Annotated in this window: 17 protein-coding genes and 1 tRNA gene; 7 read left to right on the forward strand and 11 right to left on the reverse strand. The window is 32.3% G+C overall.

Going from position 1 to position 17,234, the window contains the following annotated elements; genetic code table 11:
- Window positions 1–2: 2 nt before the first annotated feature.
- Entirely contained in the window at window positions 3–1,136 is a 1,134-nt protein-coding gene (locus tag AAYQ05_RS09340; RefSeq protein WP_343542875.1) for a hypothetical protein, read from the forward strand.
- A 211-nt stretch (window positions 1,137–1,347) separates the two neighbouring features.
- On the opposite strand, the gene AAYQ05_RS09345 is transcribed toward AAYQ05_RS09340, so the two are convergent.
- The 4 genes from AAYQ05_RS09345 to AAYQ05_RS09360 form a co-directional block, all read right to left on the reverse strand.
- On the reverse strand, window positions 1,348–1,878 hold the full coding sequence (locus AAYQ05_RS09345) for a DUF6985 domain-containing protein (RefSeq protein ID WP_343542877.1): 531 nt from the start codon (window positions 1,876–1,878) through the stop codon (window positions 1,348–1,350).
- A gap of 57 nt (window positions 1,879–1,935) precedes the next feature.
- Window positions 1,936–2,313 carry a nuclear transport factor 2 family protein gene (locus AAYQ05_RS09350; RefSeq protein WP_343542879.1) on the reverse strand — a complete coding sequence of 126 codons (378 nt, stop codon included), beginning with the start codon at window positions 2,311–2,313 and terminating at the stop codon, window positions 1,936–1,938.
- An 89-nt stretch (window positions 2,314–2,402) separates the two neighbouring features.
- Window positions 2,403–3,206, reverse strand: a complete 804-nt coding sequence (locus AAYQ05_RS09355; protein WP_343542880.1) for an SDR family NAD(P)-dependent oxidoreductase — start codon at window positions 3,204–3,206, stop codon at window positions 2,403–2,405.
- 165 nt (window positions 3,207–3,371) lie between these two features.
- Window positions 3,372–3,701, reverse strand: a complete 330-nt coding sequence (locus AAYQ05_RS09360; protein WP_343542881.1) for a hypothetical protein — start codon at window positions 3,699–3,701, stop codon at window positions 3,372–3,374.
- A 397-nt stretch (window positions 3,702–4,098) separates the two neighbouring features.
- Between AAYQ05_RS09360 and AAYQ05_RS09365 the strand changes: the two genes are divergently transcribed.
- Window positions 4,099–4,170, forward strand: a tRNA-Glu gene (locus AAYQ05_RS09365).
- Window positions 4,171–4,275: 105 nt separating this feature from the next.
- Window positions 4,276–5,475: an outer membrane protein assembly factor BamB family protein gene (locus AAYQ05_RS09370; RefSeq protein ID WP_343542883.1), complete on the forward strand. Its 1,200-nt coding sequence runs from the start codon at window positions 4,276–4,278 to the stop codon at window positions 5,473–5,475.
- 74 nt (window positions 5,476–5,549) lie between these two features.
- On the opposite strand, the gene AAYQ05_RS09375 is transcribed toward AAYQ05_RS09370, so the two are convergent.
- Both AAYQ05_RS09375 and AAYQ05_RS09380 read right to left on the reverse strand, forming a co-directional pair.
- On the reverse strand, window positions 5,550–5,855 hold the full coding sequence (locus tag AAYQ05_RS09375) for a hypothetical protein (RefSeq protein ID WP_281631292.1): 306 nt from the start codon (window positions 5,853–5,855) through the stop codon (window positions 5,550–5,552).
- A 260-nt stretch (window positions 5,856–6,115) separates the two neighbouring features.
- Complete coding sequence (locus tag AAYQ05_RS09380; RefSeq protein ID WP_343542886.1) at window positions 6,116–6,958, reverse strand: leucine-rich repeat domain-containing protein; 843 nt, start codon at window positions 6,956–6,958, stop codon at window positions 6,116–6,118.
- Window positions 6,959–7,138: 180 nt separating this feature from the next.
- Here AAYQ05_RS09380 and AAYQ05_RS09385 point away from each other — a divergent pair, with 180 nt between their 5' ends.
- Window positions 7,139–7,627 carry a DUF1761 domain-containing protein gene (locus AAYQ05_RS09385; RefSeq protein ID WP_177210755.1) on the forward strand — a complete coding sequence of 163 codons (489 nt, stop codon included), beginning with the start codon at window positions 7,139–7,141 and terminating at the stop codon, window positions 7,625–7,627.
- A 117-nt stretch (window positions 7,628–7,744) separates the two neighbouring features.
- On the forward strand, window positions 7,745–8,890 hold the full coding sequence (locus tag AAYQ05_RS09390; RefSeq protein WP_343542888.1) for a peptidogalycan biosysnthesis protein: 1,146 nt from the start codon (window positions 7,745–7,747) through the stop codon (window positions 8,888–8,890).
- A 183-nt stretch (window positions 8,891–9,073) separates the two neighbouring features.
- Here AAYQ05_RS09390 and AAYQ05_RS09395 read toward each other — a convergent pair whose 3' ends face one another.
- Window positions 9,074–9,943 carry a diacylglycerol/lipid kinase family protein gene (locus AAYQ05_RS09395; RefSeq protein ID WP_343542889.1) on the reverse strand — a complete coding sequence of 290 codons (870 nt, stop codon included), beginning with the start codon at window positions 9,941–9,943 and terminating at the stop codon, window positions 9,074–9,076.
- A 61-nt stretch (window positions 9,944–10,004) separates the two neighbouring features.
- Between AAYQ05_RS09395 and AAYQ05_RS09400 the strand changes: the two genes are divergently transcribed.
- On the forward strand, window positions 10,005–10,967 hold the full coding sequence (locus AAYQ05_RS09400) for an App1 family protein phosphatidate phosphatase (RefSeq protein WP_343542890.1): 963 nt from the start codon (window positions 10,005–10,007) through the stop codon (window positions 10,965–10,967).
- A gap of 228 nt (window positions 10,968–11,195) precedes the next feature.
- Here the strand turns inward: AAYQ05_RS09400 and AAYQ05_RS09405 are convergent, their stop codons facing one another.
- The gene (locus tag AAYQ05_RS09405; RefSeq protein WP_343542892.1) at window positions 11,196–13,118 is read right to left on the reverse strand and encodes an ABC-F family ATP-binding cassette domain-containing protein; all 1,923 of its coding nucleotides are present in this window, start codon (window positions 13,116–13,118) and stop codon (window positions 11,196–11,198) included.
- A 436-nt stretch (window positions 13,119–13,554) separates the two neighbouring features.
- Here AAYQ05_RS09405 and AAYQ05_RS09410 point away from each other — a divergent pair, with 436 nt between their 5' ends.
- Window positions 13,555–13,938, forward strand: coding sequence for a DUF983 domain-containing protein (locus tag AAYQ05_RS09410; RefSeq protein WP_281631286.1), 384 nt, complete (start codon window positions 13,555–13,557; stop codon window positions 13,936–13,938).
- Here AAYQ05_RS09410 and AAYQ05_RS09415 read toward each other — a convergent pair.
- The 3 genes from AAYQ05_RS09415 to porN (AAYQ05_RS09425) form a co-directional block, all read right to left on the reverse strand.
- Window positions 13,919–14,992, reverse strand: coding sequence for an NAD(P)/FAD-dependent oxidoreductase (locus AAYQ05_RS09415; protein ID WP_343542895.1), 1,074 nt, complete (start codon window positions 14,990–14,992; stop codon window positions 13,919–13,921). The genes AAYQ05_RS09410 and AAYQ05_RS09415 overlap by 20 nt on opposite strands.
- A 75-nt stretch (window positions 14,993–15,067) precedes the next feature.
- The gene (gene porN / locus AAYQ05_RS09420) at window positions 15,068–16,057 is read right to left on the reverse strand and encodes a type IX secretion system ring subunit PorN/GldN (RefSeq protein ID WP_343543140.1); all 990 of its coding nucleotides are present in this window, start codon (window positions 16,055–16,057) and stop codon (window positions 15,068–15,070) included.
- Between the two features lie 179 nt (window positions 16,058–16,236).
- A complete protein-coding gene (gene porN / locus AAYQ05_RS09425) occupies window positions 16,237–17,226 on the reverse strand; it encodes a type IX secretion system ring subunit PorN/GldN (protein WP_177210776.1) in 990 nt (329 codons plus the stop codon).
- Between the last annotated feature and the right edge of the window lie 8 nt (window positions 17,227–17,234).

Below are 17,234 nucleotides of genomic sequence, written 5' to 3' on the forward strand. Positions count from 1 at the left end.
ATATGGAGGTTTCTATTGGATTAAGCACTCTAATTTTTATATTATTTTTTATTGTATTTCCTGGTTTTATAGCAAGGAGATTCTATTTTAATGGGGAGTTTTCGAAACAAATAACCAGTACCATAAATTCTATTCTTAACTTAATCTATTCTTTTTTTATTGGAATCGTCTTATCGCTGGGTTTTATTTTGATTATTAATTTTTTTCGCGAAAAAAATCTTGATATTGACCAAATTATAAGCAAATTTTATTCAAATTTTGTTATAGAACCATCTGAGTCAAGTACCTTCAACAAATTTAAAGGCTTGTCTAATACTGTTTATAAAGGATTTCTTCCATATGTAGGCGGGGTTTATATTTTCTCAGCAGTAATTGGACTTTTTACAAGTAAAATTATTTTGTTTTTAGGCATAGATACAAAATGGAAATTTTTTCGCTATGGAAACAATTGGCATTATTTGTTTTCTGGTAAAATATTAAAATTCAAAAATCATTTCTCTTCTGATTTTAATCATAAACTAAAAGTTAAATACACATATCTCGATATTCTTGTGTCTGAAAAAGGAGAAGAGACTACTTTGTATTCTGGTTTTTTTGCTGATTATGATATTTGCGCCAATGATATTAGTAAGCTAGAAAGAGTTTATCTACTAAAAGCTACACGCTATAAAAAAACAGATCAGGGCGTTATTACACGAAATATACCTGGCAATCTTTTCACCATAATGGGTGATCGTATTTTAAACATTAACTGCACTTATGTTTGCTTTAGCGAAGACGAAAGCAAATATAAAAATTTCATAACTAAGCGAAATTTATTAATTCCAGCTCAAATTCTAACTACAGTTTCGTTTATCGCAGTGGCTATTTGTATAATATTCTCCCTAAAGGTTACTGACAATTCATACTTTAATGCGATATTGACTTTTTCTTTTTTTGACAAAATTATTATACTTTTTCTTTTGAATATTTTCATAGGCTTATTAACCCCTTTTAAAATTGAGTCACAAAATCATAAGATAAGTTTTATTGGCGCTGAAAATTACATTACCAAAATTATTGTTATAGCATTGTTTTCAGTACTATATTTTTATATACTTCCTTTCATCTCAAACACCGTTACAAGCTTATTTTAACTTAATATCTAAAAAGTTTTTTTTTACGCTTTTATTTTAAATCCTCATTCACATGAAGATATAAATTTATATTGGCTTAAATTATTTAAATCATCTTGAAAATGGTTCGAAAATTGCCATTTCAAAGTTACTAAAACAAAGCTTCAGATCTCTCTGAAGCTTTTTTGTTTTCTAGAATTTCTCTAAAACTTTTTATATTCGTTGTGTCAAATTATTCTACAGAGTGCAAATTGAATCCGACAGATTCAGCCCCTACCTTTTTCACTTTATAATTCCTCATTTCTATCCCAAGTCCGTGATCTCCTTCAAATGTAGAATTGAAACAGATTCCAAAATAACCTTCATCTATTTTTCCTGCCATATAAATTGCTTTCGGCTTTATCATTGAATCAATAATTTGAGCATCATTATTTATTGGATTAGGATATTTTATGTCGTCTTCAAATTCATTCAAATAATCGTTCCATAGAAATGTGTAATAATCAAAAATACCTTTTCGGATGTCTTTAATAAATGATTCTTGATTTTTAAGAATAGAATCGATTGTTGATTTATGAGTTTCTGAAATCTCTTCATTATCAATTATTAATTGACAATCATCACAATTAAAAATTCTAATTGGCAATCTGCACACTAATTGGTCATCGCTAATTCCGAAGTTTGGATAGGTATAATTCTCCCAAATATATTGACTTGGATATTCTCTTCTATGCCATTCATCAAACGTTTCTTGTGCACCCATTTATAGTTTTTAAAGTTTGGATTAAATTGTTTTCTAAATTTGAAATATATCAGACTACTATTTTTTTTCTAGTTCTGTTTCGGTATGCATTACACACCCCCACTTATTATTTTCTTTAATCCAAGTAGAAGTACAAACACACTTTATAGGCATTTTTGGATTTTGATCTGCTATCTCAAAATCGAGACGATATCCTATTACGGCAGTATTTTCGGCAATTAGCTTTTCTTTTACATCATAGATGTTCAACACTTTTATTTTATTGGTCTGCCCAGAGTCAAACATATTTTTGAAATCAGCCTCGCTGATACTTTGAATACCGTTTTTTCCGGCAACTATGCAAGGAAACAGTGTCAGATTTCTCACCGTTTCATAGTTATTATTTTCAACTCCGTGCCAGTATTTTTTTTCCAATTCTATAATTTGTCCTTCCATATTATCTCGTTGTTAATTAGACTTTTCACAAATTTCACATTAATATTGAATTAAAACTCCTCTTTTAACATAGATTTAATTCAAGCTTTTTACTTATAAACAGGCTTTGGGCCTTTAGAAATGATAGATCTCATTACGCCAGGAAACCATCTTTGCAACCATACGGCTAGTTTGCCGTGTCCCGTGAAGATGTAATTTCTTTTTCGTTTTAAAATAGCCTTTACCATCACTTTTGCAGCTTTATCAGTAGGCCACATTAAATTTGATGGTCGCGGATCTGTCTGTTCAGGATGCCAAATTCCATCATTATCTATTCTTGCAATTTCCGAAACCACAAATCCGGGATGCATCGTAGTGCAGCTAACACCAGTCCCCATTAATTCAACCTGCAAAGTTTGCCCAATAGAATTTACAGCCGCTTTTGAAGCACCGTATGCGCCCACATTAGGATTAGGAAGATAAGCGCCGACGCTTCCAACCAAACCAATTCGTCCTTTGTTTTTCTTTAAATGTGGCAGTGCGTATTTTACCGTTAAGGCTAATCCTGTAACATTGCCTTGCAATTGCCTATTCCAATCTTTGGCTGTTAGGTTTTCGATACTTCCAAAAATGCCAAAACCAGCATTGGCTACAACCACATCCAAACGCCCCCACTCTTTAATAATTTGTTGGACTGCATTTTCAATAGAAATTTCCTCCATTATGTCACATGGAACCACTAGCGCTTCTCCACCTGAATTTCTAATCGAATCAGCATCTTCATCCAGCAGTTCTTTTCGTCTTGAAGAAAGAATCACTTTATACCCTAATCTTGCACATTCAAGAGCCATCGATTTTCCAATGCCAGATGAAGCACCTGTTATCCATATTACTTCTTCTTTTGCTTTTGTCATTTTTGCAACATTTACCTCAAAGATATAACTTATTCATTATAAGAACCATAATCAAAAATCAAGTTTTTAAAATAGTAAGTTTACAAGCAGAAAGATTGTTCTAGCGAGTTTCACATTTGATAAGACAAAAACTTATACAAAGTGAACACTCAAAGAAAGCGCAATTTAATCCTCAATAGAAACTCTTCTTATTTTAGAATTAACCCTATAAAATTCGTCTAGCAATTCCATTTCATCACTTGTTAGCATTTGCAAAGCAATTTCAAGCAAAAGCAATACATCCATTCCTGTTGAAATCGGGTCATCTTTTAATGCACAAATACTTGTTTTTAATAAAGAGGCAATTGTAAGATTTAATTCGCTATACGAAGCAATTTTTAGCGATAACTTAAATTCGTTTTTGCTTTTTGGATCTGGTTCTAGTTTTTTGAAATAATTAATTCTATTCATCAATTCTACAAAATCTGATGCTATTTCTCTTTGTTTTAAATTCATAATCATACTTTTTTATTATCTGACAAATTTATAAGGACACAAACAAAAAATAAGGAACGTATTTATCCAGTCAAATACGTCTGTTAAAATAGTAGAAACAATTATTTTCCTAATTTGACCTTTCATTTTCTTCTCAAAAACCACAAGATTATTCTTTCAAAACAAAAATCGCTTAATATTTCTAAAAAATATTTTCCCATTTAAAAACAAACCTTTTCTTCGCATACACATAAAACAACAAATTACTAATCAAACAAATACAACTACATTAACTCGATTAAAAATCAAAAAACGATCATCTAAAACAATTTCCAATCAAAAAAAAATAAAAATTTTTCTCAAAATCCTTTGTACATCTCAAAAATAGTTGCATTTTTGCACCCGCAATAGCAAAGCAGGTCCGTTCGTCTATCGGTTAGGACGCCAGGTTTTCATCCTGGTAAGGGGGGTTCGATTCCCCCACGGACTACTTACTAAGACAAAAGCTTCAGAGAAATCTGGAGCTTTTTTTGTTTATATTTACTCCGTTAAATGTTTTAAAAAAGACAATCAAAAAATCAACCCAAATCTTAAAATGAAACACAAATTAATAGCCCTTTTATTTGTATTCGCCTTTGCAAATATGTCTGGACAAGCGCCCGCCAGCAAAACCAATTACACAAACAGTAAATTACCTACAGAAGAAGCTGTTACTAACAAGTCTCTAAAACCGCTTAAAAAGATTTCTCTAGACGATTCCTCTATTTTAATTTACGATTACGACGGTTCGCTTTTTTCATGGGATTTAGAAGTAGAAAGCATTGTTTGGACCGTAAAAGCTTCAGACGCCCATACAGAGATGTGCGCCAACAAAATAACCATACACGATGGCGTTGTATATATTCCGTTTATTAATGGAGAAATTTATGCCGTAGATAACGGAACGGGAACTATTTTCTGGAAATCTAGAATAGGAAACATTACAGACCAAATTGTTTTAAAAGATCAGACTCCGATTATAGCTAATGGAAAACTTTTTATCACTGCCCAAAATCAGAATCAGAGCAGTAATTTATACGCTTTGGACTTAAAAGATGGAAGCTTGGCTTGGAACTACAAATTAGACACTCCAAATAACGATATTGAGCCACTATTTTTCGACAATAAGATCTTTACCCAAAGCGCAAACAATGTGTATTGTTTTGAAGCTAATACAGGAAAACTGCTTTACCAAAAAAGCTTTGACGAAACCATGACTGGTAAACCAGTGACAGATGGAGAAAGTGTTTTTATAGCGGGCGACAAAAATTGGCTTTATGCTTTAAAACCAAACAGCTTAGATGTTTTATGGCAATTTAAAATAGACGAAAACCAAAACAACGTTAAAGAACGCATAGTATGCCACGACAAAAAATTATATTTTGCGGCACAAGGTTCTGAAGTTTCATCTATTTACGCTGTAGATTCTAAAACAGGAACACAGCTTTGGAAAACAGATTTTAAAGGCGATAATGTAGAATACATAGTAAAAGAAGTTGATAATCTTTGGGGATATACGCGCAAAAAGAAACTTTTTGAATTGGACTTATCTAATGGAGAAATCGCTTTTGAAGAAAAATTAACTACACTGCCTATTTCTAATATTGAATTTCCTGCCGACGACAACTTGCTTTACTATTATTGCGATGCAGGCTTAATTCAGTTTGATTTAAAAGAAAAAGACGAAAACGTATACTACATGCGTACTTCGATTAAAGATGACGCTTATAGCGCCTATTTAAAAATAATTCGATAAGAGCTTCTTGCTTTTTGAAATAAAAAAAAGACCATTTTTTCAAATGGTCTTTTTTATACTCTTTTGAGAAAAATTTATGCTCTAAACAAAGCATATTTATTGTAGTTAAACAAAACTACATCATAAGGAACATAAAGCGAAACTATTTTCTCTGTTGATTCATTGAATGTGATTCCGTTGTACTTTCTAAACAAGTAAATTTCTTTCAGGCAATTAGAAAGGCTTTGATGAATCTCGCTTGTAAAAGTTGGCAGTTTTTTGTCGCCCACCAAAAGATCAATCTGGTAGTTTGAACTGCTTTTTGACAAGTTATTTCCAATAATTCTAATTGTAAAAGTTGTTGGTTTTCCGTACTGCTCACCTTGATATTGTAGTGTCATGATTTCTTCTTATTAAGTAATTAGTAATACCGCTGATTAATCGGTTTTTGGTTCTCCGGATACTTTTATTAAAGTTATAAAATTTTAGACAAACATAAAGAATTCAATTCTAAATTAAATGTTATTTTTTTTAAAGACAAAACCTCTAGAAACCATAAAACCGTAACATAGTTACGGTTTTGGCAATTAACTAAATATATTTAATCAACTTGTTTAACGAGTGTAAAATTCATTCATAAGCATCGATTAATTTTGGGTAACTATTGTAATTTATTTTCTTGGTTTATTTCTAATAAAAACGGATTTCCGTTTTCGTCCATCATGGTCATATTTAAAGCATCTAACAATGCTGTCTTTTTTGAAACTTCGCCTGTAAATTTATTGTACGAAAGATTTAATTCTCCCAAACTGCCAAGCTTTTCAATTTCTTGCGGAATCGCGCCCGAAAATTCATTGTCAAATAAACTAAAATTCTCCAACGCACTCCAATTAATAATTTCGTTTGTCAAATTTCCCGACAGCTTATTATTATTCAGCAGCAATACTTTTAGACCAGCGATTTTATAAATCGAAACAGGCAGTTTTCCGTTTATCTCATTATGGCAAACAGCTAAAATCTCTAACTGATTCAGCTTTCCAATTTCCAACGGAAGCTCTCCTGAAATCTTATTCATAAAAAGCTCTAAATCTTTCAATTTTGTCAATTGGCAAATCGAAGGCGGAATTGTTCCTGACAATTTATTATCGGCAATATTAAGCGTTTCTAATTCTTTTAGATTAAAAATGGAAGAAGACAAACCTCCTTCAATTTTATTCTTTTCCAAATTGAGTGATTCCAAATTTATAAGATCGTAAAAAGCCTCGGGCAATTCTCCTTGTAGATTATTGTCTGCCAAATTTAATGCAACAACTTTTCCGTTTTCAGCTTTTACACCGTACCAGGTAGAAACAGATAGACTTAAGTCCCATTTGTTTTTCCATTGCAAACCATTTGTTGCATGATACAATTTTATAAGCGCTTCTTTTTCTTTATCCGAAATAGCATCTGCCAAAACATTTAGCGAAAAAGCAAATAATAGAGAAAGAGTAAATACAATTTTCATAACAGATTTGGGGATTTGTTATAAGGGTAAAAATATACAATTCGTAGGTAAAATACACTAAATATCGGCAAACTGTTGATAAAAATTTTATTCGTAAGATTTATACTGCTTTTTAATATTTTTAAAAACCTGCATTTTTTTTGACTACATTTGATCAACTAATTCTAAAAACCTCACATTATGCAAATTAACTTCGTTGCTTTATTCATTGCAGCCATTGTCACACTCGTAACTGGTTTTATCTGGTACAGCCCAAAAGTATTCGGAACCATCTGGATGAAAGAAAATAATCTTACTCAAGAAGAGTTAAGAAAAGGGAATATGCTTAAAATCTTTGGACTTACGTACATTTTTTCTTTAATGATTACGATGACTTTAATGTCGCTAACAATTCATCAGTCTGGAGCTATCGGAATGGTTGGCGGACCTCCTTTAATGGATAGCGCAAAACCTTCTTTTGCAGCTTTTATGGCAGATTACGGAATGGCTTACAGAACTTTTAAGCATGGTGCGCTTCACGGCTTTATGTCGGGACTATTTTTTGCTTTTCCGTTAATTGGAATCAATGGTTTGTTTGAAAGAAAATCTTGGAAATATATTTTCATCCATAGCGGATACTGGATTCTTACTCTAACTCTTATGGGGGGAATCATTTGCGGATTTGCTTAATATCATTTATAAAAAACCCGTTTGAAGAATAATCTCAAACGGGTTTTCTTAATAATAACTTAAACCCCTTTAGTTATTATAAATATTCTCTAATTTTGAAGAAATTAGCTCACTCTTTTGAATACAACATATTCTTTCCAGATTTACAAAAGCGCATCATTACTGCCTGTAGAATGGAACTCGCTTGCAGCAAATAACATTTTTTTGACACGCGAATATCTCGAAGTGCTGGAAAACTCTTGTCCGGTAAATATGACTTGCCATTTTATCGGTCTTTTTGAAGAGAAAAAGTTAATCGGAATTGTGTTAACACAGTTCTTATTTGCAGAAAAACTCGAGTCTTTTGGAGAACGCGATAAATGTTTAAAAACTTCAGTGCGTAATTTTGCTTTAAAGAATTTTGCTTCACATGTTTTATTCGTCGGAAACAATATGCTTACAGGACAAAATGCTTTTATTTTTGATAAAAACATCAAAGAATCCAAAGCGATTAAAACACTTCATAAAGCAATTAATCAACTAAAAAAAGATTTAAAAGAAAGCGGAAGAAAAGTTCACATTACGAGTATAAAAGATTTTACTGCAAAAGAAATCGAACCGCTTCAAGCTGAATTCAAAAACAATTACACGTTTTCTACCCAGCCCAATATGATTTTTAAAATCAATGAAAATTGGAAATCAGAACAAGATTATATTGATGCATTGTCCAAAAAATATCGAGATCAATACAAACGCGCACGAAAAAAATCGGAAGGAATTGTAAAACAGCAAATGTCACTTTCTGATATTAAACAATATGAAGATGTTATTTACGATCTTTATTTTCATGTTGCCAAAAATGCACCTTTCAACACTTTTTTTCTAGCTCGCAATCATTTTAGTTTTTTTAAAGAAATAATGGGAGAAAACTTTCTTCTGTACGGTTATTTCTTGGATGAAAAACTAATCGGCTTCAATACTTTAATAAAAAATGGAGATGTAATGGACACCTATTTTTTAGGCTATGACGAAGGTGTGCAGCGTGAAAAAATGCTGTATTTAAATATGCTTTACGATATGATTGCGTATTCTATCAAAAAAGGTTTCCACGAAATTGTTTTTGCCAGAACCGCTCTAGAAATCAAAAGTTCTGTTGGAGCAAAACCTGTAAAAATGTACGGTTTAATTACGCACAGCAACGCTTTGATTAATCATAACATTTCTAGATTTTTCAATTATTTGGAACCAAAAATAGAATGGCAGGAGAGAAATCCGTTTAAATAAAAAATGTGTCGCTCCGATGGAGCTTTTTTGTCTTACAGCTTATTTTTCTATACATATTTCGCTCTTCCAGAGCTAAAAAAAAGCTCCGTTAGGAGCATAATAATTTTAGAAAATGTATAATTCAGAAGGCTTAAAAGCTCCAGCGGAGCGACATAATTCAACACTAATATTTCTTCAATAAAATCACGGAACAGCAATTTTCATCTGTTTATGCAGAATATGAATTTCTAACGAAGTCTGCGCACCGCAATATTCACCATCAATTTGAAAATTAACGGGATAATCTGTTTTAATTTCAGCTCTATCGGTCGAGATAATTACAATATCATCAGAATCAATTGGCATATTTCCCGTAATTATTTTTCCAATCAGAAGCAGATCAAGGCTCTTTAAAATCACCAGCTCAAACTTCCCATCATTCATAGCGCCATTCGGATTGATAATTACACCTGTTCCATATTTCTGTGAATTGGCAATTACAATCATTCTTGCCACATGCTCGACCGTTTTGTTATTTGCTGAAATAGTTGCAACGAAAGGTTCTTCAGATTCTTTGAGCGTCGTAAAAGCCTGCAATGCATAGCCCCAAAAACCACGAACATCGCTTTGCTCGTAATTTTTAACCAGATTGGCATTTAATCCAAGATCGCTTAAATGGATGCTTTTTTTACCGTTAATGCAAATCATATCCATTTCGATATAATGGTGCAAAAAGGCTACTTTAAGGTTCTCCTCTATTCCTGTCGGAAGATTTAAGTCGACTGAAAGTCCGTTTGCAGAGCCAGCTGGTAAAATTCCAATTATGACATCTTGATTTTCCATAGCTTCAGCCACCATTTTTATGGTTCCATCGCCTCCCGCAACAATAATTCGTTCTGGTTCCGATTCGTTATATAAAGATTGTATTGCTTTTAAATCATTTTTCCCTGTAGTCTCATACACTTTCAAATCGAAATGATTAGTTACAGCAAACTCTTCTACAGCATCTATCAAATCAGATTTATCTAAGTCTCCAGAAATAGGATTTACCACAAACAGAATATTCTTTTTCAAAATTTTATTTTTAAAACCAATTAAATTAAGTAATTTACAGTTACATAAATATACGTAATTAATGAAACCAATTCTACAATTATATCGCGGTTATGCAAATGAACAAGAGTTAATTGTAATGGGGCATGTTTTTAAAAGGGAACACAAATACAATTTTGAGAACAGGAAATTAAAAAATGCCACTTCGATCCTTAAATTGTTCAGAATAAAAACCATCAAAAATTTTGACGTATATCTTCATTACAACAACGAAATAATTCATACCAAAACACTAGACGACGGGTACTTTAACTTTTGTATTCCACTAGAAAAAGAAACACATTTTGGATGGATGCCTTACGAAGTAAGCTTAAAATACCAAAATGAAACCACAACCTGCAAAGGCAGCTTTATACGACCTCATAAAGGGAAACTAGGAATTATATCAGATATTGATGATACTTTTTTGATTTCGCACACCAATAACATCTTTAGAAAAATTTATATTTTATTGTTCAAAAACGTTAACGATCGTAAAGTTTTTAATGATGTTGTAGCACATTACCAAGCATTAAGTTCTGCTGGAAGAAATAATACCGAAGAAGTAAATGCATTTTTCTATATTTCTAGCAGTGAATGGAATTTATACCGATTTATTGCCAAATTCACACGAATCAACAAACTGCCAAAAGCGGTTTTTCTACTAAAAGATATCAAAAGAGGAATTACTGATTTTTTTATGAGCGGAAGAGGAAATCATGATCATAAATACGAAAAAATTAAACATGTTGTAGAGTTTTACCCAACTTTAAAATATGTTTTAATGGGCGATGATTCACAGCATGATCCAATACTTTACGAAAGAATTTGCAAAATATTTCCCGTTACCGTTGTTGCGGTTTATATTAGACAAACTGGTAAATCTCCCAAAAAAGAAGTTCAAAAGATTCTGCAAAATTTAGAAAGCCTGAATGTTTCTGTTTGCTATTTTAGAGACAGCAGCAAAGCGATTGAACATTCTAGATCGATTGGGATTATTAAGTAGTTTGTTTCAAGTTTCAAGTTTCAAGTTTTGAACTGAATAAATATTTAACCGCAAGGCACGTTAAGTTTTTATAAGCTTTTATAAAACGCAAAGTTCGCAAAGCTATCTATCGATAAAGCTTTGCGAACTTTTTACATTGCATGCAAACTACAAAAAACTTAACGTGCCTTGCGGTTAAATTTACCTCTTACGATTACAACTTGAAACTTGAAACTTGAAACAAAAAAATTAAGCATTCATTCCTTCAATTTCTTCTGAGACAACTTCCCAGTCGATTAACAATTGCTCTAAATCTTGTTTCTTTTTGTTGTAAGCTGTAAAAAATGATGCATCTTCGATATGTTTGTCGTAATTGGTTTCTAACATCTTATCATCGTGCTGGATTTGCTTTTCTAATTGCTGAATCTGACTTTCGATCTTGCTTAGCTTGTTCTGAAGTGCTTTTCCTTTCTTCTGATCTTCGTAAGACAATTTACTAGCTTCTTTTTCTTTCGGAGCAGGTGCATTTTTTACCACATCTTTTTTCTCAACTTCGCGCATGTTTTCTAGATTACGCTGTTCTAAGAAAAAGTTGATGTCTCCTAAATATTCTTTAATCTTTTGATCTTTAAATTCGTAAACAATATTCGACATTCCTTGAAGAAAATCCCTGTCATGAGAAACCAATAATAAAGTTCCGCCGAATTTTTGAAGTGCAGCTTTTAAAACGTTTTTAGATTTAATATCTAAGTGGTTCGTTGGCTCATCCATAAGCAACACGTTGATTGGCTGCAATAACAGTTTACAAAGTGCCAAACGGTTACGCTCTCCCCCAGAAAGCACTTTCACTTTTTTCTCCACATCATCTCCACGAAACAAGAACGAACCTAACATATCGCGAACTTTCATTCGGTTTGTATCAGTCGCTGCATCTTCCATTGTTTGCAGTAAAGTGATTTCTCCGTCTAAATATTCAGCTTGATTTTGAGCAAAATATCCTAATTGTACATTATGTCCCAATTTGATATTTCCTTGGTATTCAAATTCGTTTACTAGAGCTTTAATAAAAGTCGATTTTCCTTGTCCGTTCTGACCAACAAAGGCAATTTTACTTCCTCTTTCTACCAATAAACTAATATCTTTAAGAATCGTTTTATCTCCGTAAGCTTTTGTTACATGTTCAGCTTCAATAACTACTTTTCCTGGTTCTTTTGAAACTGGAAATGAAATATTCATTACCGAATTATCATCTTCATCTACTTCGATTCTTTCTACTTTATCTAATTTTTTAATCAAGGATTGCGCCATCGAAGCTTTTGAAGCTTTCGCACGGAATTTCTCGATTAATTTTTCTGTTTCTTCAATCTTTTTCTGCTGGTTCTTTTGAGTTGCCAATTGCTTTTCGCGAATTTCGTGGCGCAACTCTAAATATTGAGAATATGGTTTATTGAAATCGTATGCTTTTCCTAAAGAGATTTCGATTGTTCTATTCGTTACATTATCCAAAAACATTTTATCGTGCGAAACAATTACCACAACTCCAGGATAATTACGAAGGAAATTCTCCAACCAAATGATACTTTCGATATCTAAGTGGTTAGTAGGCTCATCCAGAAGCAACACATCATTGGATTGCAATAACAGTTTAGCCAATTCGATACGCATTCTCCATCCACCAGAAAATGTTTCTGTTTGGTTATTGAAAACTTCTCTTTTAAAACCAAGACCTAAAAGAATTTTCTCTGTGTCTCCCACATAATTGTAACCTCCAAGAAGCTCAAAACGATGCGTGTAATCAGATAAATCTTCAATGATTTGTCCGTATTCCTCACTTTCATAATCGGTTCTAGTAACCAATTGATGATTGATTTCTTCTAGTTTTTTCTCTACAACTTTAATCTCTGTAAAAGCCTCATACGCTTCTTCTAAAACGGTTCTTCCTTGTTCAAAATCAATATCCTGACGTAAGAAACCCATTCTAATATCTTTCTCCTGAGAAATAACTCCAGAATCTGGTTTAAAATCTCCTGCAAGCATTTTTAGCATTGTAGATTTACCAGCTCCGTTTTTACCAACAAGACCTACACGGTCACCAGCCCCCAAACGAAAAGTAACTTCTTCAAATAAATAGGTTCCTCCAAAAGAAACAGAAAGATTGTGTATATTAAGCATAATGTATTGCTGTAAATATAAAGGCTAAAAAACCTTTTTTATCATTAAATAAATAAACTGTAAACAAGCGAATTATCCCGTTACAATTTTGAAAGTGCAAAAGTATAACTTTTAATTGAAGTTTTGGCACTGAAAAACAATAGCTTTTGCAAAATTCAAAAACTAAAAACTTTATCTAATTCGTAATTTTACTTCTTTAGTTAAGCCAAAAAAAATTGCATTGGGAATATGCCCTTATATGAATTTTAGAAAAAAAAGAAACATTGTATAAGTTAGAAAGATCCCCAAAACCAAACCAATATAAGCGGTAAGTTTTTATCCTAATTTAGTAGCTTAAAGCCTGAAAATACCCTATATTTGCTCTAAATAATTTTTCCCGTTCACACTGGTATCCAAATACAATCGAGGTGAATTAAAGACTATAAAACTTACTTAAATGTTTAAAAGAGGTTCCAAACTAAATAGCATAATAACAGGAAGTTGTCCGAAATGCCAAAAAGAAAGCATGTATGAAGATAAAAATCCGCTTCATTTAAGCAAAGTTCTCAAAATGAATGAACATTGCAGCCACTGTGGATTTAAATACCAAATTGAACCTTCGTTTTTTTATGGCGCCATGTATGTAAGCTACGGATTAAATGTTGCAGTCGGAATTGCTGCTTTTATTGTTTCTTTTGTCTTTTTTGGAGCCACAATCGAGCAATCTTTTATTACAATCATATTAACATTAGTTGTATTGTTTCCTTTTGTACTGCGTCTTTCAAGAAACTTATACATCAATATGTTCGTATCGTACGATCCTAAGGCCGGTCAGGAGTAAGAGATTTTAAATATCTTTTATGGAAGCGTTTTATATCAGCTTCACGATCTATCGGGGTTCCGTTTTCGATATTATCATACAACATTTTAGCTAAAGCCGGCCCAAGCATTACACCACGTGTCCCTAATCCATTAAGCAGATGAATGGATTGATAAGCTTCATGAGTACCCACCAAAGGTCTTCTATCAGCAACCGTTGGTCTAACTCCAGCAAAATGCTTTACAATTTCAAAATCACAGGTAATAATTTCTCGAATACGATCTAAAAGTTCTTGTTTTCCTTCTTCGGTAGGAAGATCTGTTTTATCGTGCCAATTGTAAGTAGCACCAACTTTAAATAAATTACCTCCTATTGGCAGAATAAAAACGCTGGTGTTAACAATTAAATCCAATTTCAAATCTGGCGCTTTTATTAAAAAAAGCTCACCTTTTGTTCCATCCAAAGGCAGATAATTAAAATAAGGGTTTTTATGCAGACCAAAACCTTCTGCAAATATGATATTGCGAGCTTTAATATTTTTATATTGAATTCCCGAATCAAGAATCTCCAAGAAAGAACTATGGAAAGATTCCTCAAGAAGCATATTATTTTCCTTTAAGTAGGCTTTATAACTTTCCAATAGCTGTCCAGTTTTAACGTAACCCGTATGCAAAACTTCTCCGTAATCGTAAGGAGAATCGATTCCTTGATATTTCTTAGTAATTAGTTGCGTTGATAAAAAAGGGGCTAAGTTTATTTTATCAGAAGCTGCAAACCAATTATTCTGTTCTTCTATTGAAAAAAATTTTCGAAGAATTGGCATTTTAAAATTGAATTTCTCTTGCAGCTTGTCTTCAACCTGTTCATAAAATTCATTCATTAGAACCAAATGTTCTTTGGCATTCCACACTTCGCTGAAACGTTTTAAAATCACTGGATTGTACAAACCGCCAGCAATTCTCGAAGAATTCTGAGATTTGTCATCAACAACTAAAATAGATTTATTGTTTTTTAGGGCGATTTCGGCAAAAGAAATTCCAGCCAATCCAGATCCGACGATTAAATAATCAAGCATTGTGAAGTGTATAAAATAAAAAAAACTCTTACTACAAAGGTAGCAAGAGTTTTTCTTATAATTTAGTTTACAAACTTAGTAATTCCACATATCTTCTTCAAAATTACGAATCTTCTCTTTTACTCTTTCAGATTCTAATAATTGGCTCTGTGCATTATCTTTAATATAATCTTTAATCTCACGATCGCCATAAACATTTTCTTCTTTGTATATTACAGCATTAAAACGTCTTGAGTTTAAGATTTGATCGAATGAAATCGGAAGTGCCGAATTTTGATCATTAAAAGCTTTTCCTTCATAAAGTACTTCTCGAGCATTGGGAAAGAAAACCCAGAATAGCTCTATATAATCTTTTTCATCGCTATTCATGGTATAAACATCAGGAGTTACTGGACAAATTCCAAGCAGACGGTACTTTAAATCACTTTGCCTTTTATCAAAATACCAAAAACCTTTAATTTTATACTGAGTAACATCTGCAGCCGTAAGATCTTGTTTCAAAATATATTCGGCAGGAACTGTTCTAGTTGGCCCTACAGTTTGATCAACATAATTGACTTTCTTGTTTTTTCCTGTACCTGTAACCACTTTTTTCTTAACAACACGCGTTCTATAATCGTCAGGATATTGATTAATTAGTTCTCGGCCAGCATCAGTTGTATCAACTCGAGATAAAGCTCCCTGAATGTCTTTTAAAGTCTTTTTAGTATTGAAATAACTATCGGTATAAACTTCTGTAATCTTACCGTTTCTGATTGCTTTGGTTAAAATATCATAAAGCGAACGTCTATCTGAACCAATATTCGCAGTATCAACAGGGAAGTATAATGGAAAATTGATTTTTTCGTTTAAATCAATAATTTCCCAAACCATTTTACCCATCAAAACATCTCGATCATCAACATAACCATATGCTAGAGGTTTATCATTATCAGATATCATTTGAGCAGGTGTTTTATACCCTATCTGATCGGCAGTTTTGGCATTAAGTAAATTAGACTGAGCATTAGAAGTCAAGCTCCCGAGAACAGCAACAATAGCAATTAATAAATTTCTTACTTTCATCATGACAAATTTTACAGAACATTAAACGAAATTATATTACAAATATTGTTATTTTTCTTACATAATCAAAAAGAAATCAAATATTAATCTAAAATTAGATTGTTGTGAAACTTTTTGACATAAAAAAAACTCTTACTACAAAGGTAGCAAGAGTTTTTAAATATTTGATTATGTGTAACTTAGTAATTCCACATATCTTGTTCGAAATTGCGGATTTTCTCTTTCACTCTTTCAGATTCTAACAACTGATTTTGTGCATTGTCTTTCATGTAATCACTAATTGCTCTGTCTCCATAAAGATTTTCTTCTTTGTAAACGACAGCGTTAAAGCGTCTTGAATTTAAAATCTGATCGAATGAAATTGGAAGAGCTGAATTGTTGTCATTGAACGCTTTTGCTTCATGCAGTGCTTCTCTGGCATTTGGGAAGAATACCCAAAACAATTCAATATAATCCTTTTCATCACTATTCATTGTATAAACGTCTGGAGTTACTGGGCAAATTCCTAGTAAACGATATTTTAATTCACTTTGACGTTTATCAAAATACCAGTATCCTTTAATTTTATATTGAGTAACATCTGCAGCAGTAAGATCTTGTTTCAAGATATATTCAGCAGGAACCGTTCTTGTTGGTCCAACTGTTTCTTCTACATAAGAAACTGATTTGTTTTTACCTTTACCAGAAACTACTTTTTTCTTCACAACGCGTGATTTGTAGTCATCAGGATATTGGTTAATTAACTCTCTACCTGCATCTGTTGTATCAATACGAGATAATGATCCTTCGATGTCTTTCATAGATTTTTTAGTGTTGAAATAACTGTCAGTATAAACTTCAGTAATTTTTCCACCTTTAATAGCTTTAGTTAAAACGTCATAAAGAGAACGTCTGTTAGGACCAATATTAGCTGTATCTACCGGAAAATACATTGGAAAGTTGATTTTTTCATTTAAATCAATAATTTCCCATGTCGTTTTTCCCATCAGGATATCTCTATCATCTACATAACCATAAGCCAAAGGCTTATCATTATCAGAGATTAATTGAGCAGGAGTTTTAAGTCCAATCTGAGCAGGAGTTTTAGCATTAAGCAAGTTAGATTGTGCATGAGAAGCAAAACCTCCAGCAATAGAAACAATAGCTATTAAAAAATTTCTTACTTTCATCGTGGTAT

Origin of the sequence: Flavobacterium movens (assembly GCF_039581425.1) — a bacterium.
GTDB classification, from domain to species: Bacteria; Bacteroidota; Bacteroidia; order Flavobacteriales; family Flavobacteriaceae; genus Flavobacterium; species Flavobacterium luteolum.